The organism is Mycobacterium sp. 1423905.2 (assembly GCF_001673155.1).
Taxonomy (GTDB): Bacteria; Actinomycetota; Actinomycetes; order Mycobacteriales; family Mycobacteriaceae; genus Mycobacterium.
In genome coordinates this window covers 20,883-44,400 of record NZ_LZLE01000025.1, presented here as the reverse complement: position 1 = coordinate 44,400, position 23,518 = coordinate 20,883, and the positions used below count along the sequence as shown (strand labels likewise).

Annotated in this window: 20 protein-coding genes and 1 riboswitch; of the genes, 19 read left to right on the top strand and 1 reads right to left on the bottom strand. The window is 65.8% G+C overall.

What is annotated here, in order from left to right; all coding sequences use genetic code 11:
- Positions 1-110: 110 nt before the first annotated feature.
- Positions 111-1,151: a bifunctional 2-polyprenyl-6-hydroxyphenol methylase/3-demethylubiquinol 3-O-methyltransferase UbiG gene (locus A9W95_RS01700; RefSeq protein ID WP_067408918.1), complete on the bottom strand. Its 1,041-nt coding sequence runs from the start codon at positions 1,149-1,151 to the stop codon at positions 111-113.
- 308 nt (positions 1,152-1,459) lie between these two features.
- On the opposite strand from A9W95_RS01700, the gene A9W95_RS01695 reads away from it, so the two are divergent.
- From A9W95_RS01695 to A9W95_RS01605, 19 genes are all read left to right on the top strand, one after another.
- Entirely contained in the window at positions 1,460-1,783 is a 324-nt protein-coding gene (locus tag A9W95_RS01695) for a DUF732 domain-containing protein (RefSeq protein ID WP_067408917.1), read from the top strand.
- Positions 1,784-2,166: 383 nt separating this feature from the next.
- Positions 2,167-2,466 carry a PE family protein gene (locus A9W95_RS01690; protein WP_067408916.1) on the top strand — a complete coding sequence of 100 codons (300 nt, stop codon included), beginning with the start codon at positions 2,167-2,169 and terminating at the stop codon, positions 2,464-2,466.
- A gap of 303 nt (positions 2,467-2,769) precedes the next feature.
- Entirely contained in the window at positions 2,770-3,066 is a 297-nt protein-coding gene (locus A9W95_RS01685; RefSeq protein WP_067408915.1) for a WXG100 family type VII secretion target, read from the top strand.
- A 50-nt stretch (positions 3,067-3,116) separates the two neighbouring features.
- The gene (locus A9W95_RS01680; protein WP_067408914.1) at positions 3,117-3,401 is read left to right on the top strand and encodes a WXG100 family type VII secretion target; all 285 of its coding nucleotides are present in this window, start codon (positions 3,117-3,119) and stop codon (positions 3,399-3,401) included.
- An 84-nt stretch (positions 3,402-3,485) separates the two neighbouring features.
- A complete protein-coding gene (locus tag A9W95_RS01675) occupies positions 3,486-4,388 on the top strand; it encodes an ESX secretion-associated protein EspG (RefSeq protein ID WP_067408913.1) in 903 nt (300 codons plus the stop codon).
- A gap of 290 nt (positions 4,389-4,678) precedes the next feature.
- Positions 4,679-6,190, top strand: coding sequence for a type VII secretion integral membrane protein EccD (eccD, locus tag A9W95_RS01670; RefSeq protein ID WP_067408912.1), 1,512 nt, complete (start codon positions 4,679-4,681; stop codon positions 6,188-6,190).
- Positions 6,168-7,952 (top strand): S8 family serine peptidase, encoded by a 1,785-nt coding sequence (locus A9W95_RS01665; protein ID WP_067408911.1) that lies wholly within the window; start codon positions 6,168-6,170, stop codon positions 7,950-7,952. Before eccD ends, A9W95_RS01665 begins: the two co-directional genes overlap by 23 nt.
- The gene (gene eccE / locus A9W95_RS01660; RefSeq protein WP_067408910.1) at positions 7,949-9,157 is read left to right on the top strand and encodes a type VII secretion protein EccE; all 1,209 of its coding nucleotides are present in this window, start codon (positions 7,949-7,951) and stop codon (positions 9,155-9,157) included. Before A9W95_RS01665 ends, eccE begins: the two co-directional genes overlap by 4 nt.
- Positions 9,154-10,986 (top strand): type VII secretion AAA-ATPase EccA, encoded by a 1,833-nt coding sequence (gene eccA, locus A9W95_RS01655; protein ID WP_067408909.1) that lies wholly within the window; start codon positions 9,154-9,156, stop codon positions 10,984-10,986. The genes eccE and eccA overlap by 4 nt, the downstream gene beginning before the upstream one ends.
- Positions 10,987-11,714: 728 nt before the next feature.
- Positions 11,715-12,986 carry a PPE family protein gene (locus tag A9W95_RS01650; protein WP_067408908.1) on the top strand — a complete coding sequence of 424 codons (1,272 nt, stop codon included), beginning with the start codon at positions 11,715-11,717 and terminating at the stop codon, positions 12,984-12,986.
- 99 nt (positions 12,987-13,085) lie between these two features.
- Positions 13,086-14,312 carry a PPE family protein gene (locus tag A9W95_RS01645; RefSeq protein ID WP_067408907.1) on the top strand — a complete coding sequence of 409 codons (1,227 nt, stop codon included), beginning with the start codon at positions 13,086-13,088 and terminating at the stop codon, positions 14,310-14,312.
- Positions 14,313-14,401: 89 nt separating this feature from the next.
- Positions 14,402-14,576, top strand: a riboswitch (M-box (ykoK) riboswitch).
- A 294-nt stretch (positions 14,577-14,870) separates the two neighbouring features.
- A complete protein-coding gene (locus tag A9W95_RS01640; RefSeq protein ID WP_067408906.1) occupies positions 14,871-16,064 on the top strand; it encodes a PPE family protein in 1,194 nt (397 codons plus the stop codon).
- 544 nt (positions 16,065-16,608) lie between these two features.
- Positions 16,609-17,916, top strand: coding sequence for a PPE family protein (locus tag A9W95_RS01635; protein WP_067408905.1), 1,308 nt, complete (start codon positions 16,609-16,611; stop codon positions 17,914-17,916).
- An 81-nt stretch (positions 17,917-17,997) separates the two neighbouring features.
- Complete coding sequence (locus A9W95_RS01630; RefSeq protein ID WP_067408904.1) at positions 17,998-19,395, top strand: PPE family protein; 1,398 nt, start codon at positions 17,998-18,000, stop codon at positions 19,393-19,395.
- Between the two features lie 40 nt (positions 19,396-19,435).
- A complete protein-coding gene (locus A9W95_RS01625; protein ID WP_067408903.1) occupies positions 19,436-19,759 on the top strand; it encodes a DUF732 domain-containing protein in 324 nt (107 codons plus the stop codon).
- A gap of 365 nt (positions 19,760-20,124) precedes the next feature.
- Positions 20,125-21,369: a PPE family protein gene (locus A9W95_RS01620; RefSeq protein WP_067408902.1), complete on the top strand. Its 1,245-nt coding sequence runs from the start codon at positions 20,125-20,127 to the stop codon at positions 21,367-21,369.
- A gap of 31 nt (positions 21,370-21,400) precedes the next feature.
- Positions 21,401-21,700, top strand: a complete 300-nt coding sequence (locus A9W95_RS01615; RefSeq protein WP_067408901.1) for a PE family protein — start codon at positions 21,401-21,403, stop codon at positions 21,698-21,700.
- A 21-nt stretch (positions 21,701-21,721) separates the two neighbouring features.
- Complete coding sequence (locus A9W95_RS01610) at positions 21,722-23,128, top strand: PPE family protein (RefSeq protein ID WP_067408900.1); 1,407 nt, start codon at positions 21,722-21,724, stop codon at positions 23,126-23,128.
- Between the two features lie 8 nt (positions 23,129-23,136).
- Positions 23,137-23,457 (top strand): DUF732 domain-containing protein, encoded by a 321-nt coding sequence (locus A9W95_RS01605; RefSeq protein ID WP_067408899.1) that lies wholly within the window; start codon positions 23,137-23,139, stop codon positions 23,455-23,457.
- Positions 23,458-23,518 lie beyond the last annotated feature (61 nt).

The window sequence follows — 23,518 nt, the reverse complement described above, 5'->3', positions numbered from 1 at the left end:
CCATCGAAATCTACTGCCCGCAGTACGAGCCCGAGGAATCGAAAACCTAACGAGACGCGAAAGCGACGCCGCTGCCGCACCACGGCAGCGGCGTCGCTTTCGCGCACTCCCTAATGCACTTTCTGAAAGACGAGCCAGCGCAACTCGATCGGCGATTGTCCGGGCTCGACATCGAAGACGTCGAGGCCGTTGGCCCAACCTACGAACCAGTTCGTCGGCGGCCAAACGTGTTGCGGCAGATGAGCCTCTTCGTACTCGACGACTGAATCGTCGGCGACCAGCCGCAGTGGCAACTCAGCCGCCGCACGCGTCACCTCATCGCGAGTGAAGATCATTGTGTGGCATTGCTGCCCGAGTTCTACTGCGGCGCTGTCGGGAACATAGCCCGCGCGGGGCAAGAATGCGTTGAACACCAGCTGCCCGCCGGGCGCCAAACAATCGGCGGCCAGCTCGAATACGCCACGTAGTTCCTGGCTCGTCCGGAATTCCGGCACTACTTCCGAGGCCACGATCAACTGGTAGTCGGACCGGACCCCGTCCATGGTGTCGAAGGCGTCGCTTTCGATGACGTGCACGTCGAGTGACTCCCGTTCGGCGCTGGACCGAATGATGTCGGCGAACTTCGGAGTGATCTCCACCGCGTCGACCGGGTGGCCGCGCCGGGCCAGCGCCAGAGCATTGCGTCCCGTTCCGGCGCCAATATCCAACACCCGATAATCGGCCGGATCGGGCGCCTGCGCGGCCAGCCCCGACACCCGCGCGTCCGCCTCCGTGCCGAACAGCGGACCCTCGCGAGAAGCGACCCAGGTGTCGTAATCACCTGCGACGCTGAGCCATTCGGCTTGGACGCGATAGTTCATCCCCACCCCGAACGGAGCATGGTAGGAGATGACGATGTTCGAACGTTGCGATGCTGCGTAGGCCCGCGCCAATTCCGTCTCCAACATCGTTCGCAACTGGGCGGTTTCGTCGGTGGTCTGTTGCGCGCCCACACTCGCGAAGATGTTGTCGCACATCTTCATGTACTCATCGATCATGGCGGGAACCGCAGGCACTGTGATGTGCCCAGCGGCGATGGATCGGCGATATAACCGCCGCGCCATCGCCTCTCGAAGTGCGGATGGGTCGAATTCGGTGGGCGGATCCTGCATGAGATTCTTCTACCTGACCCAGCCCGCTCCATACCACCGCTGGACCGACCAGGCAGTGACTCTGAACGTCGAGTGACATCCCGACGACTCAGACGTTAACTGCCATCAACAACGGGCTCAACATCATTCGGACAGCGCGTTGCCATTCGCGGCTCAACGTGGCTGCCAGGTAAACAACGCATGTACAGCTGCTGGCCAAGGTGGATCTGCAGCGCGCCGGTCGGAACAATCGAGATGTAGGCAGCCAGCCAGCGAGGTGGGATGGCGCTGGCAATGGCGATGACGAATTCTCTTCGGGAGCCTCTGGAATGTCTTTACGCCTTGTCGTAGCGGCGGTCCTGGTCGCATCTCTTGGCCCGCTCGCGGTCGGCACCGCTCACGCCGACGCGACCGACGACAAGTTCCTGGCCAGCCTGCGCTCGGAGGGCATCACCGACCACGTCTCCGGCGCACACGCAATCGAGGCCGGTCATTTCGTGTGCGTGAAACTGGACAACGGCATGTCTGCGACCGACGTCGCGAACGACGTGCTGAACAGCAGCAGTATGCCCGCTTACCATTCCGGCTTCTTCGTCGGCGCCAGCATCGACGCATACTGCCCGCGCCACAAGGGCGCCATTCCTGGGTCATAGGCATGCCACGCCCACCGACGGCCGGCCACGTCGAGAGCCGCGTATATATAGGTGTCCCCCCACACACACGTCCACCTGCGTCGTGTCGACATTTCCCGCCGCGAGATTTTTTCCGGCAGACGGTTCAAGTGCCCGAAATATGCCGTTCAACGAGACCTCGACGGTCACCTGCGGCAAACGAGTGCACCCAAATGCTGTGGAGTGACTGTGCTAGGCCCCTAACCTGGGCCAACGCTGTTACTGTGTCGTTACACCAAGTGAATTCGTCGTGCCGTCGAGTGAACAAATGCTAACAGGCGCCATCGAGGCCAGCTTGGGACCAGGCAGTCATCTACTCTCTTGGCTGAGAGCGATGCTGGGGAACATCTGAGGGAGGAAACAGCATGTCGTTCGTGACCACACAGCCGGAAGCTCTGGCGGCGGCGGCGGGGAACCTGCAGGGCATCGGCACCACGATGAGTGCCCAGAACGCGGCGGCGGCCGCCCACACGACCGGGGTCGTGCCCGCAGCGGCCGACGAGGTGTCAGCGCTGACCGCCGCCCAGTTTGCGGCGCACGCACAGATGTATCAGGCGGTGAGCGCGCAGGCCGCGGCGATCCACGAGATGTTCGTCAACACGCTGGCAACAAGTTCCGGTTCGTACGCGGCAACCGAGGCCGCCAACGCAGCCGCTGCCGGCTAAGGCAATACAGCGGCTCGGGACGGATTGGCGACGGGCGTGGGCTCTGCGGCAACCTCCCACCGGCCGGTGACTCCGCCACAGCTCAATCGCGCTGTGAGCCGGAGTCTCGAGAGTTCTTCGTCAACTCGGACGGCGCGGTTTGGGTTGGACGTGTATCTGAACATGCAAGACCCGGTGGCCGCCGGCTGACGGAAGGGGGGAATCAGCCGAAGTTCTCGGTCGGTGGTTGTGTCACCGCGCAGCCGATCCGGCCATTGCGTCCGTAACAACAGTTCAAGCACCAACAACTAAGGAGAAACCAGCATGGCTGGACGCTTTATGACCGACCCGTACGCGATGCGGGACATGGCGGGCCGTTTCGAGACGCACGCCCAGACCGTCGAGGACGAGGCCCGCCGCATGTGGGCGTCCTCGCAGAACATCTCCGGCGCCGGCTGGAGCGGCCAGGCCCAGGCCACCTCGCTGGACACCATGAGCCAGATGAACCAGGCCTTCCGCAACATTGTCAACATGCTGCACGGGGTGCGCGACGGACTGATCCGCGACGCCAACAACTACGAGCAGCAAGAGCAGGCCTCCCAGCAAATCCTCAGCAGCTAGCTTCCAAAGCCACAGCTGCGTACGCTTTCTGACCATAGGAGAACATCGATATGACCATTAACTACCAGTTCGGCGATGTGGACGCCCACGGCGCTCTCATCCGCGCACAGGCCGCCAACTTGGAGGCCGAGCACCAGGCCATCGTTCGCGATGTGCTGGCTGCCGGTGACTTCTGGGGCGGCGCCGGTTCGGTGGCATGCCAGGAATTCATCACCCAGTTGGGTCGCAACTTCCAGGTGATCTACGAGCAGGCCAACCAGCACGGCCAGAAGGTTCAGTCCGCCGGCAGCAACATGGCGCAAACCGACAGCGCCGTCGGCTCCAGCTGGGCCTAAAACCGAACTTCAGGCGCGGCAGCACACCATCCGGTGTGCTGCCGTGTCCTGCAGTTATCAGGCACGTCAACATCTGAGGCAGGGATGGACCAGCAGAGCACCCGTACCGATATCACCGTTAACGTCGACGGCTTCTGGATGCTCCAGGCGCTCCTGGATATCCGGCACGTCGCACCGGAATTGCGGTGCCGGCCGTACGTATCCACGGACAACAACGACTGGCTCAACGAGCATCCCGGCATGGCGGTCATGCGGGAACAGGGCATCGTCGTCGGTGACGCCGTCAACGAGCACGTTGCCGCGCGGATGAAGGTGCTTGCCGCGCCCGATTTAGAGGTCGTGGCGCTGCTGTCGCGGGGGAAGTTGCTCTACGGCGTGGTCGAGGACGAGAACCAGCCGCCCGGCTCCCGCGACATTCCCGACAACGAATTCCGGGTCGTGCTGGCCCGGCGTGGTCAGCATTGGGTGTCGGCCGTCCGAGTCGGTAACGACATCACCGTCGACGACGTCTCCGTCACCGACAGCGCCTCGATCGCCGCGCTGGTGCTCGACGGCTTGGAGTCCATCCACCACGCCGATCCCGCCGCGATCAACGCCGTCAACGTGCCCCTCGAGGAGATGCTCGAGGCGACGAAGTCCTGGCAGGAGTCCGGTTTCAACGTTTTCTCCGGCGGCGATCTGCGCCGCATGGGGATCAGCGCCTCCACCGTCGCGGCGCTGGGACAAGCCCTTTCTGATCCAGCTGCCGAAGTTGCGGTGTACGCGCGGCAATACCGCGACGACGCCAAGGGACCCAGCGCGTCGGTGTTGTCCCTCAAGGATGGATCGGGCGGGCGTATCGCTCTTTACCAGCAGGCGCGCACGGCCGGGTCCGGTGAAGCGTGGCTCGCCATTTGTCCGGCTACTCCGCAACTGGTGCAAGTCGGTGTGAAGACCGTTTTGGACACGCTGCCCTATGGAGAATGGAAAACGCACAGCAGGGTGTGACCGTTGGTCGCCAAAAGCGCTGTGTCACAACGACTTCGAAGAATAAATGCAGTCGAGATGCGAACCGGCCGAATTGCTCTAGAATCGGCTGCAATACCAAAAACAGGGTCAACAACAACTATTAGTCGCGAGGCGAGGCAAATGGAATCGGACTCAGTCGAGCCGCAGCTCCCAAGGGGTTGTGACACCTTGGGCGACTCGGCGGGCCAACCGAAAGCACTTCGCCGGCGGTTGAATGGCCAGAATGAAGGTTTCTTAATGGCAGTCACATTGGCAGGGGGTGCAGGACGGTGACCGCAGTAGTTGATGCGCCACAGACCGATCTTGAGGGCGTTTCGTCGCCCCGAGCAGTCGTCATCGGCATCATGGCCGGCGAAGGCGTTCAGATTGGCGTCCTGCTGGACTCCAATGCGCCGGTTTCGGTGATGACCGAGCCGCTGCTGAAGGTGGTCAACAGCCGACTCAGGGAGCTTGGTGAGACCCCGCTGGAGGCCACCGGACGTGGCCGCTGGGCGCTGTGCCTGGTTGACGGCACGCCGCTGCGGGCCACCCAGTCGCTGACCGAACAAGACGTCTACGACGGTGACCGGCTGTGGATCCGGTTCATCAGCGACACCGAACACCGGTCGCAGGTCATCGAGCACATCTCGACCGCCGTCGCGGCCGACCTGAGCAAGCGGTTCACTGCCATCGACCCAGTCGTCGCGGTGCAGGTCGGTGCCTCGATGGTGGCGACCGGCGTGGTGCTCGCCTCCGGCGTGCTGGGTTGGTGGCGCTGGCACCACAACTCCTGGCTGCCCACCATCGCCACCGCCGTCATCGGCGTGTTGGTGTTGGGGGTTGCGCTCCTGCTGCTGATGCGCGCCAAGACCGATGCGGACCGCCGAGTCGCCGACATCATGCTGTTCAGCGCGCTGGCGCCGGTCACCGTCGCGGCCGCCGCGGCACCGCCCGGTCCGGTCGGTTCGCCTCAAGCCGTCCTCGGCTTCGGTGTGCTGACCATCTCCGCTGCGCTGGCACTGCGGTTCACCGGTCGCCGACTGGCGATCTACACCGCGATCGTGACCGTGGGCCTACTGACGACCCTGGCCAGTGTGGCCCGAATGGTCGCCGCCACCAGCGCAGTGACGATGCTGTGCACCCTGGTGCTGGTCTCGGTGTTGCTCTACCACGCCGCGCCGGCGCTGGCGCGCCGCCTGGCGGGCATCCGGTTGCCGGTGTTTCCGTCGGCTACCAGCCGGTGGGTTTTCGAGGCGCGACCCGACCTGCCCACCACGGTGGTACGCACTGACGGTGGTCCGCCGGTGCTGGAAGGCCCCGCTTCGGTGCGCGACGTGCTGCTACAGGCCGAGCGTGCCCGCTCCTTCTTGAGCGGCCTGCTGGTAGGGCTCGGGGTGCTGATGGTGGTTTCGCTGTCCGCCCTGTGCAACCCGCACACCAACGAGCGCTGGTTGCCGTTGCTCCTGGCCGGGTTCTGCGCCGGCTTCCTGATGCTGCGCGGACGGTCGTATGTGGACCGCTGGCAGTCGATCACCTTGGCCGCAACCGCCGTGATCATCGTGGCCGCGGTGTGCGTGCGCTACGCCTTGGTGTTGTCCTCACCGCTGTCGGTGTCGATCGTCGCGGCGGTCTTGGTGCTGCTGCCGGCGGCGGGTCTGACCGCGGCCGCGGTCGTGCCGAACACGATCTACAGCCCGCTGTTCCGCAAGTTCGTGGAATGGATCGAGTACCTCTGCCTCATGCCGATCTTCCCGCTGGCATTGTGGTTGATGAACGTCTATGCAGCGATTAGGTACCGGTAGCAGCAGCTTGTGGCGTGGTCGCGTAACCACCGCGACCGTCGCCGCAATGCTGTTGGCCTCAGGTGCATTGGCCGGTCTGCCGCCGGCGTATGCCGTATCTCCACCGACGATTGACCCGGGCGCGCTGCCGCCAGACAGCCCGCCCGGTCCAGTAGCGCCGATGAAGCAGAACTCCTACTGCACCGAAGTGGGAGTTCTGCCCGGTACCGACTTCCGGCTGCAGCCGAAGTACATGGACATGCTGAACCTGTCCGAGGCGTGGCAGTTCGGGCGCGGCACCGGGATTCGGGTCGCTGTCATCGACACCGGTGTGACACCGCACCCGCGCTTCGCGCACCTGCTCCCCGGCGGTGACTACGTCATGGCCGGCGGGGACGGGCTGTCGGACTGCGACGCCCACGGCACCATCGTGGCGTCGATGATCGGCGCGTCGCCGGCCAACGGCGCGGTCGCCCCGCCGGCGGCGCCGCGCCGGCCGGTGACGATTCCCACGACCGAGAAGCCGCCACCGCCACAAACAATCACGCTTTCCCCGGTGCCGAACACGACCGTGACGGTCATTCCCGCACCGCCGCCGCCGTCCCCGTCGGAGGGGGCGCCACCTGGTTCTCCGCCCGGTCCGCCCGGGCCCGGCAACCCGCCCGCGGCCAGCCACGGCAGGGGGACGGTGACCATACCCGGCTACTCCGGCGGGCGCCAGATCGTCGGCGTGGACAATCCGCGCCCGCGTGACCCGGCGCCTTCACCGCCGCCACCGGCACCCCCGGCGCCGGCGCCGAGTCCGACGACCGGGCCGGCAGCCGACGCGTTCAGCGGCATCGCTCCGGACGTCGACATCATCTCGATCCGGCAGTCCAGCCAGGCCTTCGGGCTCAAGGACGCCTACACCGGCGATGAGGACCCGCAGACGGTCGCCAAGATCGACAGCGTCCAGACGATGGCGCGCGCGATCGTGCACGCCGCCAACATGGGGGCTTCGATCATCAACATCTCCGACGTGACCTGCATGAGCGCCCGCAACATCGTCGATCAACGTGTCCTCGGCGCGGCCGTCCGCTATGCCGCGGTCGACAAGAACGCGCTGATCGTGGCCGCGGCCGGGGACAGCAGCAAGAAGGACTGCAAGCAGAATCCGCCGTTCAACCCGCTGTCGCCCAACGACCCACGCAACTGGAACTCCGTCACGACGGTCGTGACACCGTCGTGGTTCAGCGACTATGTGCTGACCGTCGGCGCGGTCGACGCGAGCGGCCAGCCGATGGCGCAGTCGAGTGTCGCGGGCCCCTGGGTGTCGATCTCCGCGCCCGGAACCGATGTCATGGGGCTGTCGCCTCGAGACGACGGCCTGATCAACGCGATCGACGGCCCGGACAACTCGTTGTTGGTCCCGTCTGGAACGAGCTTCTCGGCTGCCGTCGTGTCGGGTGTGGCCGCGCTGGTCCGCGCGAAGTTCCCCGAACTGTCGGCGTACCAGATCATGAATCGACTGATCCGCACGGCACGGGCGCCGGCGCGGGGCGTAGACAACCAAATCGGATACGGTGTCGTCGACCCGGTGGCGGCACTGACCTGGGATGTACCCCAGGGACCGGCGACGCCGCCGAAGCAACTGTCGGCGCCGCTGGGCCTGCCGAAGCCGCCACCCCCGCGCAACATGTTGCCGGTGTGGATTGCGGCCGGGGGACTGACCGGAGCATTACTGATAGGCGGTGCGGTGTTCGGAACGGCGAGTTTGATGCGGCGATCACGGAAACAACGATGAAGGCGCAGCGGAAATTGGGATTGTCGTTGTCCTGGCCACGGCTGACCACCGTCTTTCTGGTCGACGTGGTCATCCTGGTGCTGGCCAGTCACGCCCCGGAGTCCTGGCAGGGTCCCAACCGCATCGCGTTTTGGGTCGGTGTCGGCCTGGCGGCAATCGTGACGTTGCTGTCGCTGGTCACCTATCACGGGATCACGGTGACCTCCGGGCTGGCTAGCTGGCTCTGGGACCGGTCCGCCGATCCAGGTACCGCCCTGGGCGCCGGATGCACCCCGGCCAAGGACTTCAAGCGTCGGTTCGGCCGGGACGCGGTGGGCGTGCGGGAGTACAAGGGCCTGCTGGTGAGCGTCGTCGAGGTGGGCGACGGTGAGGGCGACCCCGCCGGTCGGCATCGGCACCGCACCGCGGGATCCGCAGTTCTGCCGATCGCGGCGGTGGCCGACGGGTTGCGTCAGTTCGACGTCCAGCTCGACGCCATCGACATCGTCTCGGTCCAGGTGCGCGGCGGCGCGGAAGCGGCCAAGGCGTCGGCTTCGCTAGAGGAGTGGGGACCCGAAGAGTGGGGCGTGGTGGGCGATCAGCCCGCCGCCAATCGCCGCCGCACCTGGTTGGTGCTGCGGATGGACCCGCAGCGCAACATCTCTGCCGTGCTCTGCCGTGACTCGTTGGCCTCGACACTGGTCGCGGCGACCGAGCGACTGGTACAGGACCTCGACCGGCAAGACTGCGCTGCCCGAGCGCTGACCGCCGACGAATTGGCCGAGGTGGACAGCGCGGTGCTGGTCGACCTGGAGCCCACGTGGAGTCGTCCGGGTTGGCGTCACCTCAAGCACTTCAACGGGTATGCGACCAGCTTCTGGGTGACGCCGGACCACATCGACTCCGAAACGATCGCTCAGCTCTGGCAATCCGACACCCAGGAAGTCGGTGCCACGGTTCTGACGCTGCGGCTGACCAGTGACAACGGCCGTCCGGTGTTGTCGGCCTGGGTTCGCTATCACAGTGACGGCCGGCTGCCCAGGGAAGTCGGGTCCGGTCTCAACCGGTTGACCGCTCGGCAGCTGGCAGCGGTTCGCGCCAGCCTTCCGGCTCCGACGACGCGTCCTCAGCTCGTCGTCCCGAGCCGGGAACTGAGAGACCACGATGAACTCGAGCTGCCCGTAGGTCATGAGCCGGAGCATGCATTAAGCTCCGCGGGGCAATGACTCGAGCCCAATCAGCCGCTGAAGACGCCCGCAATGCGATGGTCGCCGGCTTGCTGGCGTCCGGAATATCGGTCAACGGACTGCAACCCAGCCACAATTCGCAAGTGGCCGCCCAGATGTTCGCCACCGCCACCACACTGGATCCGGCGATGTGCGACGCCTGGCTGGCTCGCATCTTCGCCGGGGAGCAAAGCCTCGACGTGCTCTCCGGCGCCTGGTCGGCAGTACGGACCTTCGGATGGGAAACGCGTCGTCTGGGCGTCAGCGACCTGCAGTTCCGCCCCGAGATCTCCGACGGGCTGTTCCTGAAGCTCGCCATCACCAGCGTTGACTCGCTGGCCTGCGGCTATGCCGCCGTGCTCGCCGAGAACAAGCGGTACAAGGAGGCGGCCGACCTGCTCAACGCCGCCGAACCGCGGCATCCTTTCGATGCCGAGTTGGTCGAGTACGTGCGCGGTGTGTTGTACTTCCGCACCAAGCGGTGGCCGGACGTCCTATTGCAGTTCCCTGAGGGCAAGCAGTGGCGCCACCCGGAGCTGAAGGCGGCGGGTGCGGCCATGGCGACCACTGCGCTGGCTTCGCTGGGTGTGTTCGAGGAGGCCTTCCGCCGCGGGCAAGACGCCATCGAAGGTGACCGGGTGCCGGGCGCGGCAAATATCGCGCTGTACACCCAGGGGATGTGCTTGCGCCATGTTGGGCGCGAGGAAGAAGGCGTCGAATTGCTGCGCCGCGTCTACTCGCGGGATCCGAAATTCACCCCGGCTCGGGAAGCGCTGGACAACCCCAACTTCCGGCTGGTGGTCACCGACCCGGAAACCATCGAGGCACGTACGGATCCGTGGGATCCGGACAGCGCACCCAGTCGCGCCCAGACCGAGGCCGCTCGCCATGCCGAGGCTGCCGCGAAGTACCTGGCCGAAGGCGACGCCGAGCTCAACGCAATGCTGGGCATGGAACGCGCCAAACGGGAAATCAAGCTCATCAAGTCGACTACCAAGGTCAACCTGGCGCGCGCGAAAATGGGCCTGCCAGTACCGGTGACCTCCCGCCACACCCTGCTGCTGGGGCCGCCGGGTACCGGCAAGACGTCGGTGGCTCGCGCGTTCAGCAAGCAACTGTGTGGACTCACGGTGCTGCGCAAGCCGGTGGTCGTGGAAACCAGTCGCACCAAGTTGCTCGGCCGCTACATGGCCGACGCGGAGAAGAACACCGAGGAAATGCTCGAAGGTGCCTTGGGTGGCGCGGTGTTCTTCGACGAGATGCACACCCTGCACGAGAAGGGTTATCAGCAGGGCGACCCGTACGGCAACGCCATCATCAATACGCTGCTGCTTTATATGGAGAATCACCGCGACGAACTGGTCGTTTTCGGCGCCGGCTATGCCAAGGCCATGGAAAAGATGCTCGAAGTCAACCAAGGTCTGCGCCGACGGTTTTCCACGGTCATCGAATTCTTCAGCTACACCCCAGAGGAGTTGCTGGCGCTGACCCGGTTGATGGGTAACGAGAACGAAGACGTCATCACCGAAGAAGCGGTCCAGGTGCTGTTGCAGCCGTATACCAAGTTCTATACCGACGAAACCTACTCCGAAGACGGCGACTTGATCCGCGGCATCGACACACTGGGTAACGCCGGTTTCGTGCGCAACGTGGTGGAAAAGGCGCGCGATCACCGCAGCTTCCGCCTCGACGACGAAGACCTCGACGCGGTGCTCAACAGCGACCTGACGGAATTCAGCGAACGGCAGCTGCTGCGGTTCAAGGAATTGACCAGCGAAGACCTGGCCGAAGGTCTCAGCGCGGCAGTCGCCGAGAAGAGATCCAGCTAAGTTGCTGCGGGTAGGCGGTTGTAGCTAACCCATAGCCGACCCGGCTCCGCGGCGGCCCGGTCGGCTCGCTCGGCGGTCACGCCGGTCTTTCTATTAACTCGTCGTAACAGCCGCGAGTCGAATTGACGCTGCTGGGCCGCGATGCCACCATGACGCTCAAAGCGCCTCGGGCGCCGCAGTTTCTGCAGGACACCGGGTTCGAGTGAAGGATTGGCGTCGAACGGACAGCGACACCCATGGGTACCGCAGGGGGCCCCTTCTATGTGTTGTGTCCAAGACACTTCATGCCGCGCCAGCGCCGGATACGCTGTGTTCACCTGAAGTTCGGATGAGTGGACCAAGGCTTCTGGCAAAGTCGGCCAGCCGACCGCATTGCACGGCGTGGAACACCGCGACACTCCCGGCTGAGGGCTTTCACGACGGGGAGGTGGGGCGGAACTGATCCAATCAGCAGTGGTATTCCGAAGTTGTTGACCGTTATCTTCCGATCCGGTCACGGCGCTTCCTCTGCCGTCTGAATCGACTGGCGCAGAGTACCCGAGCCACGTCGCGCAGATGCGCTCGTCCGATCGGCAATTCTTTGACACCACCGCAGCGGCCGGGCCCGAGCCGGGTCGGACTATCCGACAAGGAGACGTCCGATGTTTTTCGTTGCGACACAAAGCAATCCAATGCCGCTTTCGGCCATGACAGCTGCCCCTACGGGCACGGCCGGTTAGGGGGCGGCAATGGATTACGGTGCACTTCCCCCAGAGATCAATTCCTTGCGCATGTATTCCGGGCCGGGTTCGGCGCCGCTGTTGGCAGCGGTGACTGCGTGGGACGGGTTGGCCGCTGAGCTCCGTTCGACAGCAGCCGCCTACGACACGGTGATCTCGGCGTTGACCAGCGACGAGTGGCTGGGACCCGCGTCGGAATCCATGGTGGCGGCACTCGCGCCGTACCTCACCTGGATGACGATCACCGGGATGCAGGCCGAGCAGACCGCCCGGCAGGCCGCCGCGGCCGCCGGTGCCTACGAGGCGGCCTATGCCATGACCGTGCCACCACCGTTGGTGGCCGAAAACCGTACGCAATTGGCCGCATTGGTCGCGACCAACTTGCTCGGTCAAAACACACCCGCCATCGCGGCCACCGAAGCCGCATACGGAGAAATGTGGGCCCAGGACGCGGCGGCCATGTACGGCTATGCCGCGAGATCGGCCGCGGCATCGACACTGACGCCCTTCACCGAGCCGGCGCAGACGACCAATCCCAGCGGTCAGGCCAGCCAAGCAACGGCGGTTACTCAAGCCACCGGCAACGCCGGCGGCAGCCTCACCCAAACCGAACTGCCGCAACTCATGTCCTCGGTGCCGGGCAGTCTGCAGGCACTGGCCGCACCGGCAGCCGCGTCGCCCTTGGACGCCGTCCCGGGTTCCGGCCTGCTCGCCGACTTGCTCAACTTCCTCGACGGAAACGACGGCAACCCCTATGGGATCTTCCTGAACTCGTCTCTGGTCAACGGGTTCGTCTCGGCCGGCTATGTCAGCCCAGCGGTAATCGCCCCCGCGGTCTGGGCGGCCATTGCCGACACCAATGCGGTCGCATTGGGTGCCCAAGAAGGGGCCTCGGTACCGCCCATGGGTTCCGGGTCAGGAAACGCTTCGTGGATACCGGCCGGGTCACCGGCGAGCCCCACCGGCGTGCCCCCGCTGGGGGAGACAACTGGGGCCGCAGTGGGCGCGGCCGGGGTGACGGCCGGTACCAATCAGTCGGCGGTGGTCGGGCGTCTGTCCGTTCCGCAGACATGGACGGAGGCGACCGCGGTGGCCAATCACGCGGGAGCTGCGGCACCTGGCGGTGGCTGGACCAGTTCGGCCGCGGTTCCAGAAGCCGCGGCGGGGATGCCCGGTGTGCCCGGCATGCCGGCACCGGGAATGTACGGCCACAGCTTCGGCAATGCGCCGCGCTACGGATTCCGACCGACGATCATGGGCCGCCCACCTGCCGCCGGCTGACCGATAGGAGGCAGCTAAGACGTTGGCAATCGGAGCCGGGCCGATAGGTGGCTTCCGAGCCAACACCACGATCACGGTTGGCTGAAGGAGGTGCAGGCCATGGATTTCGGTGCACTCCCACCCGAAATCAACTCCCTGCGCATGTATTCCGGGCCGGGCTCGGCGCCGATGTTGGCTGCCGTGACGGCATGGGACGAACTTGCCGCCGAAATGCATTTGGCTGCAACGGCTTACGAATCAGTGGTCTCGGCGCTGGTCAGTGAAGGGTGGCTAGGGCCGGCCTCGGCGGCGATGGCGGCCGCGGTTGCACCGTACGTGACCTGGCTGAGTGTCTCAGGCTTGCAAGCGGCGCACACCGCCGGTCAAGCTGCGGCGGCGGCGGCGGCATATGAGGCCGCCTTCGCGCTGACCGTGCCGCCTGCTGTGGTGGCAGCCAACCGAGCGCGGTTGCTCATGCTGGTGGCCACCAACTTCCTGGGCGTGAACACGCCGGCGATCGCGGCGACCGAGGCCGAATACGCCGAGATGTGGGCCCAGGATGCGACGGCAATGTACGAATATGCCGCCAGTTCGGCCCAAGCCGCGACGCTGACACCGTTCGGCGAACCAGCGCAGACCACCACCGCGTCCGGCCCGGCCAACCAGGCCGCAGCGGTCGCGCACGCATCGGGCAGCGCGGCGAGCAACCTCACCGGGACCCAGTTGCCGCAACTGATGTCGACGGTGCCGGCAAGCCTGCAAGGACTCTCTTCACCGGCGGCCGCCTCCCCGCTCGACGCCATTCCCCAAACCGGCCTGTTGGTCGACATCCTCAACTTCCTTGACGGCAACGATGGCAACGCCTTCGGGATCTTCCTGAACTCCACGCTGGTCAATGGCGTGGTATCGGCCGGATATACCGCGCCGGCGCAGATCTTGCCCGCCGTGACCGGAGCTTTGGCCGACACCAATGCGGTAGTGACCGGCGGAACCGGTGCGGCTTCCGCACCGATCGCGAGCGCCGACGCCGCCGATGTTGCGTGGAATGGGGCGACGGTCGCTCGCTCGGGTCTGGGCGGAGTCAGCGCCGGCACCAACCAAGCCGCTTGGGTCGGCCGGTTGTCCGTTCCGCCGAGTTGGACGGCGGCCGTCGAGGTAGCCGACCATGCCGGCACCGCACTGCCCGACGCGGCCCTGAGCGGCGCGGCCGCCGCCCCGCCAGCGGGCTCGGGCGTGCCCGGTGTTCCCGGCATGCCGACCCCGGCGCCGTACGCGCGGAGCTTCGGCAGTGGCCCGCGGTACGGATTCCAGCCGACGATCATGTCGCGGCCCCCGGCCGCCGGCTGACCGGCAGACGGCGATCGGCAGCGACGACTAGGGCCCCTGCTCGAGCGCTGAGTTGACTCGAAAAACTTCCAGTGCCACCATGGCCATTGCATGCACCTCGCTAGGTGAGGCGTCCGCTCGGATACAGGCCACTGACCTCGAACGTCGAAAGACGCCCAGGGTCAGGACAGCTCTTCCCGGCTTAAGGGTTGAGCCCAAGTGGCTTCCGGCTTGATAAGCCGGATACGCCGTCCGGTGCCAAAGCTCTGACGAGAGGGGTGCCGCGCCCGGTGTATCCCGCCGGGCCCTCATCCCGTGTGCGCCCCGATGGCATCCCCGTATGCCCTGGCCCGCAGGAGGTGAGAGCGAAGTGAGTCCCGGCGATTATCCGCATTCCAGATCGACCATTTCGTCTCGATCCAACCCCGGTGCCGGTTCGGCATTCTGACGCCTTTCCCGCTGCCCTGAGCCACACGCGTCCGCCGCGCCGACGCGTGTCTTGAAGCTGCGTGAAAACACGGTTAGGACCACGGGTTTGGGTCCCTCCTGCAACGAGAGCTAGCCGAAAGAGGGGCAGCGATGACTTTCGCAGTGAACTATGCCGCACTGCCGCCCGAGATCAACTCCGCGCGCATGTACAGCGGAGCCGGCGCCGCTCCGCTGCTGGCTGCGGCGTCGGCGTGGAACGGCTTGGCAGCCGAATTACGTGCTACCGCAACGTCTTACGGCTCGGTGCTGACCGCGCTGACCAGTGAGGAGTGGCACGGACCGGCGTCGGCGTCGATGGCGGCCGCAGCGGCTCCCTACGTCGCGTGGATGAGTTCGACCGCCGTGCAGGCAGAGCAGACGGCCGCCCAGGCCGAGGCGGCAGCCGCCGCGTACGAGGCCGCATTCGCCGCCACGGTTCCACCGCCGGTGGTCGCCGCCAACCGGGCTCAGCTCATGATGCTCATCGCCACGAACATCCTGGGTCAGAACACTCCCGCTATCGCCGCGACCGAAGCACAGTACGCGGAGATGTGGGCGCAGGACGCCGCCGCCATGTACGGCTATGCCGGGTCCTCCGCGACCGCCACGCAATTGACGCCGTTCGTCGAGCCCACGCCGACGACCAACCCCACCGGCCTGGCTGCCCAGGCCGCCTCGGTGAGTCAGGCCGCCGCGGGTGGAGCGCAGAACACCCTCTCGCAATTGATGTCCGCGGTGCCGAGTGCGTTACAAGGCCTGTCCGGATCCAACGGCACGTCGGGCCTGTCCGACGTTGCGGACCTGATCTTGACTGGCACGGGGCCCACCGGGTTGGAGAGCTTCTGGGCCGAGTGGGGACCCAATGCAAACATCTGGAACACGATCACGTCGACGGGTCTGTTCACCCCCGGCGCAACCGTCGGCACCTTGTCGAGTTTGTTTGGCGCGACGGCAGTTTCCGGGGTTGCCGGTGACGTCACCGACAGTGCTGCCGCCGGTGTGGCGAGTACATTGTGGGCACCGTTCGCATCGACGACTGCGCTGGGCAGCGTGACGTCCGCTGGTGCGGGCAACGCCTCGCTCGTCGGCAAGCTGTCGGTACCGCCTTCCTGGACGGCTAGCGCGCCGGCAGGTCAGATCGGGACGGCATTGGGCGGGACACCCATGGTGGCGCCGCCGCCGGCCGTCGCGGCCGGCATGCCGGGAGTGCCGCTGGGCAGTATGGCCAGCCAACCGTACGGTCGCGCGGTTCCTCAATACGGTGCTCGACCGACCTTCGTCGCACGTCCACCGGCCGCCGGTTGACAGGCCGGGGCAGCGAACTCGCAGGAACTGATCAGGCTCAGTACAGCGGTCGACGGTCACCTTCTCCTATCGTTGGTCGTAACGGGTAGGAGAACGCGGCATGGCCGTCAGCTGTCCGCTCGGTGCAGTGGCTTGCGCTTGACCGCACGCAGGCCGAGGCCCGGCGTATTGCTGAATTGAACGTGATTTTGTATTCGGCTAAGTCTGCGAGAGCGTGGCAAAAGCACTTTATGGCCACGCACGTTATTGCCGTCCTGCGGTCGCAGACCAGAACAGCGAAGCAGGCGCCTTTGCGTGCTTACTGAAGTTTGCTGAGCAGCACGATCTCTCAGCGGCGCAGGCGCCGCGGTGAACCCATCGATACGCGCTGTTTACGCCGGGATCACACCGTGGGAACGCGTCGAAAATACGTTTCATTGGGACGGGGGCAATACCAGCTGAATCGGCGTGAATAGCGTAATTCGCGCGCACCAGATAAGAACCATGCGGTCGTCTAGTTCATCGGCGAGCTTGGCCGGTTATGAGGGGACAAGGGGTAACGCGTATGGATTTCGGGGCGCTGCCACCGGAGATCAACTCCGGCCGCATGTATACCGGTCCAGGGGCAAGTCCCATGTTGACCGCCGCGGCAGCATGGGACGCGCTCGCGGCCGAATTGCACTCCACCGCAGCGTCTTACGCATCGGTGATCGAGGGCCTGACGGCCGGTTCTTGGCAAGGACCGACAGCGATGGCGATGGCCGCCGCGGCCGCACCGTACGTCTCGTGGATCTCTGCCACCGCCGCGCGGGCCGATCAGGTGGCCATGCAGGCGAAACTTGCAGCGGGCGCGTATGAGACCGCATTCGCCGCGACCGTTCCGCCGCCGGTAATCGCCGCCAACCGGGCTCAGTTGTTGGCACTGATCGCCACCAACTTCCTCGGCCAGAACACCCCGGCAATCGCCGCGACCGAGGCGCAATACGTGGAAATGTGGGCCCAAGACGCGGCCGCGATGTACGCCTACGCCGCCACGTCGGCGGCCGCGACGCAGCTGACCCCCTTCACCGAGCCACCACAGACCACCGATACGTCAGGCACGGTCATGCAGGCGGCTGCGGTATCACAGGCCACCGGCGCCTCGACCGGCTCGGACCTCACCACGCAGCTGTCGCAATTCATCACCTCGCTGCCGAATGCGTTGCAGGGGTTGGCAACGACCGTCGCATCGGCACCGACAACCGGGTCGACGTCGTTGCTACCAGGATTGGCGTTGCCCCAGATCGCCCAGGTGTCCTTGCCGCCATGGTTGGCGACCAACCTGGCGAACTGGAATTCCATCTTCTCCGTCCTCACCGGGCCGTTTTCGTTGCAGGGCTGGACGTCGATACCGGGTGGTCCCTTCCTGTCCTTCGGGCAGGTATACGCCTATGGCCAGAACGGGCAAGGTCTTCAAGCGTTCTTCACCCCCGCGCAACCGATCACCGGCGCCTTGGCGCCCATCGCCGAATCGGTCACGCCCCATCTGAGTACTGCCGGGTCGGTCGGCGGAGCGGCGTCGGGCGCAATGGGCCGCGCGGCCCTGGTCGGAAGCTTGTCAGTGCCGCAGGGCTGGACCACAGCGGCTCCGGCCATCAGAACGGTCGCCGCGACGCTGACGGCCAATCTCGCCGCCGCGCCGACCTCGTCGCTGGCCGCGGAGTCTGGTGTGTTCGGGCAGATGGCGCTGTCCAGCTTGGCAGGGCGCGCCCTAGGGGCCACCGCCGCGGGTTCCGGAGGTGGCGGCGTCGCGGTCGGCTCGCTGGGCGGCGTCGTCGCGGAAGCCGATCCGGCCGCAGCCATGATCTTCGTCCTCCCGGCGCTGGAGGACTGACGCGCGATGACTGGTAGCCCGGCCAATTGTGTTTTTTCGCAGACCTTTCCGGCGTCCGCTCTAGACAGAGGGTAGGCAGAGATGTTCTATGCAGCATTTCCACCGGAGATCAATTCCGGGCGGATGTACACCGGTCCAGGATCGGGGCCGATGTTGGCCGCCGCGGCCGCCTGGAACGGGCTCGCCGTTGAATTGCAGTCCACGGCCGCTTCCTATTCGTCGGTCATCGCGGCCTTGACCGCCGGCCCGTGGGTCGGCCCATCGGCCATGGCGATGACCGCTGCTGCCGCACCGTACGTGGCTTGGTTGAGCGACACTGCCGCGCAGGCGGCCCAAGCGGCCAGCCAGGCCACCGCAGCGGCCGCCGCATACGAAACGGCTTTCGCCGCGCACGTGCCGCCGGAAGAGATTGCGGCTAACCGTAGCCAGTTGGCGTCGCTGGTGGCGACGAACCTGTTCGGGCAGAACACCGCCGCGATTGCCGCCACCGAGGCTCAATACGGCGAAATGTGGGCGCAGGACGCCGTGGCCATGGACACCTACGCCGGGTCATCCGCCGCTGCAAGCGAAGTGACGCCGTTCACCGAGCCGCCGCAGATGGTCAATCCCGGCGGGCTGGCGGCCCAAGCCGGGGCTGCGGGTCAATCGGCGGGCGCCGCTGCGCAGTCGCTGCTGGCCGCCGGCGACCCGATATCGGGATTGCTGCAGACGCTGGCCAACCTCAGCACCGACTACACCACCACCGTGACCGGCATGCTCAACAGCCTGTTCGGGCCGGCTGGCGCATCGACGTACACGGCTTTGTACAACGCGGTGAAGGTTCCGCTCGGGTTCAGCACACAGTTCAACGACATCGGACTGTTGATCAACTTCCCGGTGTCCCAGTTCCTCAAGTTCGGCCCGAAATCGGCTGCCGCACTAGGCGAATTGCCCAAAGACGCTCTCGGCGCCGGCCTGGGAGCCCCACACTGGGGCCGCGGCTGGCTCACCAGCGCGACGGCCGCGAACCCGTCGGCGAGCTTCGGTCGGGGCATGTTGGTAGGCGCGTTGACCACACCGCCGAGTTGGGCTGCCAATACCCCGGCCATCCAAACGGTGGCAGCGGCGCTGTCAGCCGCCGGGCCGCAAGCGGTGCCCGCAGCCGAACTCGGCCAGGGCAGCCTGCTCAGCTCGATGTCTCTGGCCGGAATGGTAGGTAGCGCCCTGGGCGCCGGAGCCCCCAGCGTCTTGCCCCGGGCCGGCGCCCGGACCCGGCTCACCCCGGTCAAAGACATGAAAGACCTCAAGTCACCCGACCAACTCAAGCGGTTGGTGGCCCAGATTTCGGAGCAGCCCCAAAGCGTCCAGCACCACACCGTCGACCAAGAGGGTCTGGACAGCTTGCTCGAACAGTTGGCGAAGAAACCCGGCATCCACGCGGTGCACCTGTCCAAAGGCGACAAGCCGAGAGTCCTGCCGTCGGATGCGCAACTGGGATAGGCAGCGACTCGGTCAGTCGACCGGCGCGGGAAGGGGAGTCATGAAACTGCTTGTTGCGGTCATCGGCATCTGCGCCGCGATCGGCTTCGCCGCGCCGGCGTGTGCCGACCCGGACGACGGACCGGGCGGTGACGACGCGAGTTTCCTTGCGGCGCTGCGGTCGGCCGACATCGCTTACAGCAATCCCGCTCAGGCGATCGGTTCAGCCAGAGCGGTGTGCACCTGCTTGAACAATGGTGAATCCGGCCTTGAACTCGTGCACGACGTCAAAACGCGCAATCCGGCATTCAACATGGACGCCGCGGCCGAGTTCGCCGTCATTTCAGCGAAATACTATTGCCCACACCAGCTCGCCAAGAGCTGACTAGGGCCGCCGCAAAACTCATGCGATGCCGCATCCGCTATTTCATCTAGCGGACTTTGCTGAACCATTGACGTAGCTGCCCAAAACCCTGGCGTCCGTCGATCCGGGCCGCAGAGACCGTTAACTTTGGATATTTGCCGGAAACAAAGGCCGCTTACGCACACCGAGAATCGCACCAACGGGAAAAGTCGGTCGGCACCGCCATATCCAGCGCCGACGCACGCACTGCTGGTCGACACGCGTGCAGTTATTCCGGAACAGCATTGGGAAATCTCTTGAGATTTATATGAGCTCGGCCAGGTTTACGGCCAGAAGTGTTAACCCCTGATTACGATGGCGGCCACCAAGGGGACCGGAGGTAAGTGATGGACTTCGGGGCGTTACCGCCAGAGATCAACTCTGGACGCATGTATATGGGGGCGGGCTCCGGGCCGATGTTGGCCGCTGCGGCGGCATGGGATGCGTTGGCCGCTGAATTGCATTCCAACGCGGCGTCGTATGAATCCACGATCCAGGGCGTCACGGTGGGGTCATGGCAGGGGCCGGCAGCTGCCTCCATGACCACCGCGGCCACGCCGTTCGTGGCGTGGATGGGCACGACCGCGATCCAAGCAGAGCAGGCAGCCACGCAGGCCAAGGCGGCCGCGGTCGCTTACGAGACCGCATTCGCGGCGACGGTCCCGCCTCCGGTGATCGAGGCCAATCGCGCCCTGCTGATGGCGTTGATCGCCACGAACATCTTCGGCCAGAACACTCCGGCGATCGCGGCCACCGAGGCGCAGTACCTCGAGATGTGGGCACAGGATGCCGCGGCGATGTACGCCTATGCGGGCTCCTCAGCTGCTGCCAGCGAGCTGACGCCCTTCACCGAGCCCCCGCAAACCACCGACCCCTCAGGGGTGGCGCGACAGTCGGCTGCGGTCGCGCAGGCGACCGGCTCGGACATCCAGTCCCAGCTGGCTCAATTGATGAGTGTGGTTCCCAATGCGCTGCAAACCGTGGGGCCGGCGGCTGCTGCGCCAACGGCGGCGGCGACGCCCGTCGGCTCGATCATCGAGGCGATCTATCCCATTACCGCAGGACTCAGGCCGTTCTTCGCGGCGGTCACCGGCGCATACAGCCCCATCGGGGGCATCATCTTGCCGGGCGGCTGGTGGCTGCTATCCCTGCAAATCCTGGGCTTGGCACAGAACGGGCCAGGTGTCGCCGAACTGCTCGGCGGCGGCAAGGCGATCGCCGGGGGGCTGGCGCCGCTGCGCGGCGGATATGTCTCTTCGGTGAGTCCGAGCCCGGGCGGAGTCACGGGATCCATGGGTCAGTCGACCTTGGTCGGCTCCCTATCCGTGCCGCAGGGCTGGGTCACGGAGGCCCCGGTGATGCGGACGCTGTCGTCGATGCTGCCGGGCACCAGTGCGGCTGCTGCACCAACCGTCGGGGCCGCTCCGCCGGGAGCCTTGTTCGGCGAGATGGCGATGGCGAGCTTGGCGGGTCGCGCGTTAGCGGGCGCCAGTGTGCGCACGGTCGCCGGTAGCGGTACCGGAACTACCGCCGGTGCGGTGGCTGATGATGTCGCCAGCACCGCGACCATCATCGTCATCCCGGCGGACTGATCAAGAACCTTGAAGAAGAAGGAGAGAACGCATGTCATTTGTGACTGCACAACCGGATGAGTTGGCCGCCGCGGCAGGCAACCTAGAAAACATCGGCGCCTCGATGACGGCGCAGAGCGCGGCGGTGGCGGGCCCGACTACTGGCGTGATTCCTGCGGCGGCGGATGAAGTTTCGGCGTTGACCGCAGCGCAATTCGCCGCGCACGCGCAGCTGTACCAGGCAGTCAGCGCCCAAGCAGCCGCGATCCACCAGATGTTCGTCCGCACGCTGGCCAGCAGCGCGGGTTCGTACGCCGCCACCGAGGCGGCCAACGCGGCCGCAACGGGCTAGCCGCGAAAAGGAGAATGCGCAATGAGTTTCGCGTTCCGTCCGCCGGAGATCATCTCCGGTGAGATGTATACCGGTCCGGGCGCGGGGCCGATGCTGGCGGCGGCCGCCGCCTGGGACGCGTTGGCCGGGGAGCTGCAGGACACGGCGGTGTCATACGGTTCGATCGTCGACGCGCTGGCCAGCGAAGCCTGGATCGGCCCGTCCTCGGTCGCCATGGCGACCGCGGCCGCGCCCTACGTCGCTTGGCTGTCAGCGACTTCGGCGCACGCGAAGTTGGCGGGCGACCAGGCGAAGGCGGCCGCCGGTGCCTATGAAACCGCCTTCTCCGCCGTCGTGCCGCCACCGGAGATCGCAGCCAACCGCGCCCTGCTGGCAGCGTTGGTGGCGACCAACATCTTCGGGCAGAACACCGGGGCAATTGCTGCCACGGAAGCCCAGTACACGGAGATGTGGGCGCAAGACACGGCAGCGATGTTCGGCTACGCCGGTTCATCGGCGGCCGCCTCCAGACTGACGCCCTTCACCGAGCCACCGCAAACCACGAATGCATCGGGGTTGGCCAACCAAGCTGCGGCGTCCGGGCAGTCCGCCGGCCTGGACAGCGCGACCGCCGCGGCAGCCACCGCCGTGCCCAGCGCTGCGGCGCTGCCCTTCCCCTTCGACATCGTCACCCAACTGCTGCAGGCTCTCGGCAGCGCCTCCACGGCATATATGCAGTTCTGGAGCCAGCTGCTCAACACGGTGACAGGCACACCGTTGGCGGGCATCACCTGGGAGAACACCTTCGGAATCTTGGCCGACATCGGGCGGTTCAGCACGGTAGCCAACGACAGCATGAGCCCGGTCAACCTCGGCATGACCGAGTTCAAGATGTTCTACAAGCCCCCGGTCGACGCGCTCGAGATTCCCAAGTCGGCGCTGGGAGCCGGGTTGGGGCTGCGGTCGGCCTCCTTGACCAGTTCCGCTGCGGTATCGGCCGGCGTGGGTGAGTCGAACGTGGTGGGCAAATTGTCAGTGCCCCCGAGTTGGGCGTCGGCGACGCCGGCGATCAGGATGGTTTCCGCCGGACTGCCGGCCACCAGCCTGGCCGCCGCGCCGGCAGCGGGCATCCCGGGAGATCTACTCAGCCAGATGGCGCTGGGCAGCCTCACCGGTGGCGCATTGGGCGCAGCCGGGCCGCAGGTCTTCACCGCAAGCGGCGCCCGGGCTCGCGCCAACGGCGCGAAGGGCGCCGTCGAGCCGGTCAAACTCGACAGTGTCATCGCCAAGCTGCAGAAAGAACCGGAGTCGGTGCAGCACTGGAATGTGGACAAAGCCGGTCTGGACAATCTGCTCGATAAATTGTCCAAGGAACCCGGCATCCATGCGGTTCACGTCACGAACGGGGACAAGCCCAAAGTCACCCTGCCCGATGTGCCGTCGAGATAGCTGCGGCGATGCGCAGACTGCTGTTAGCCTCCGTCGGCGTGTTGTCCGTCATCGGTTTCGCGGCGCCCGCAAACGGTGAGCCGCAAGGGGACGACGCGGCGTTTTTGGTGGCTTTGGACAATGCCGGCATCGTCTACAACAGCCCTGGGCAAGCCGTCGCATCGGCCAAAGCGGTGTGTGGCTTGATGAGCAAGGGTGAGACGGGTTTGCAGGTGGTCAACGACATCAAGGATCAGAATCCTGGGATGACGTTGGATGCCGCGGCCAAGTTCGCGGCGGTCGCGTCGAACACCTATTGCCCCGAACACCTGACCCCGAAAGGCGGATAGCGACGATCCGGTGTCGCCGGAATTCCCCGTGGGTTACCGGTGTCCAGCCGGTTTGCCTGGA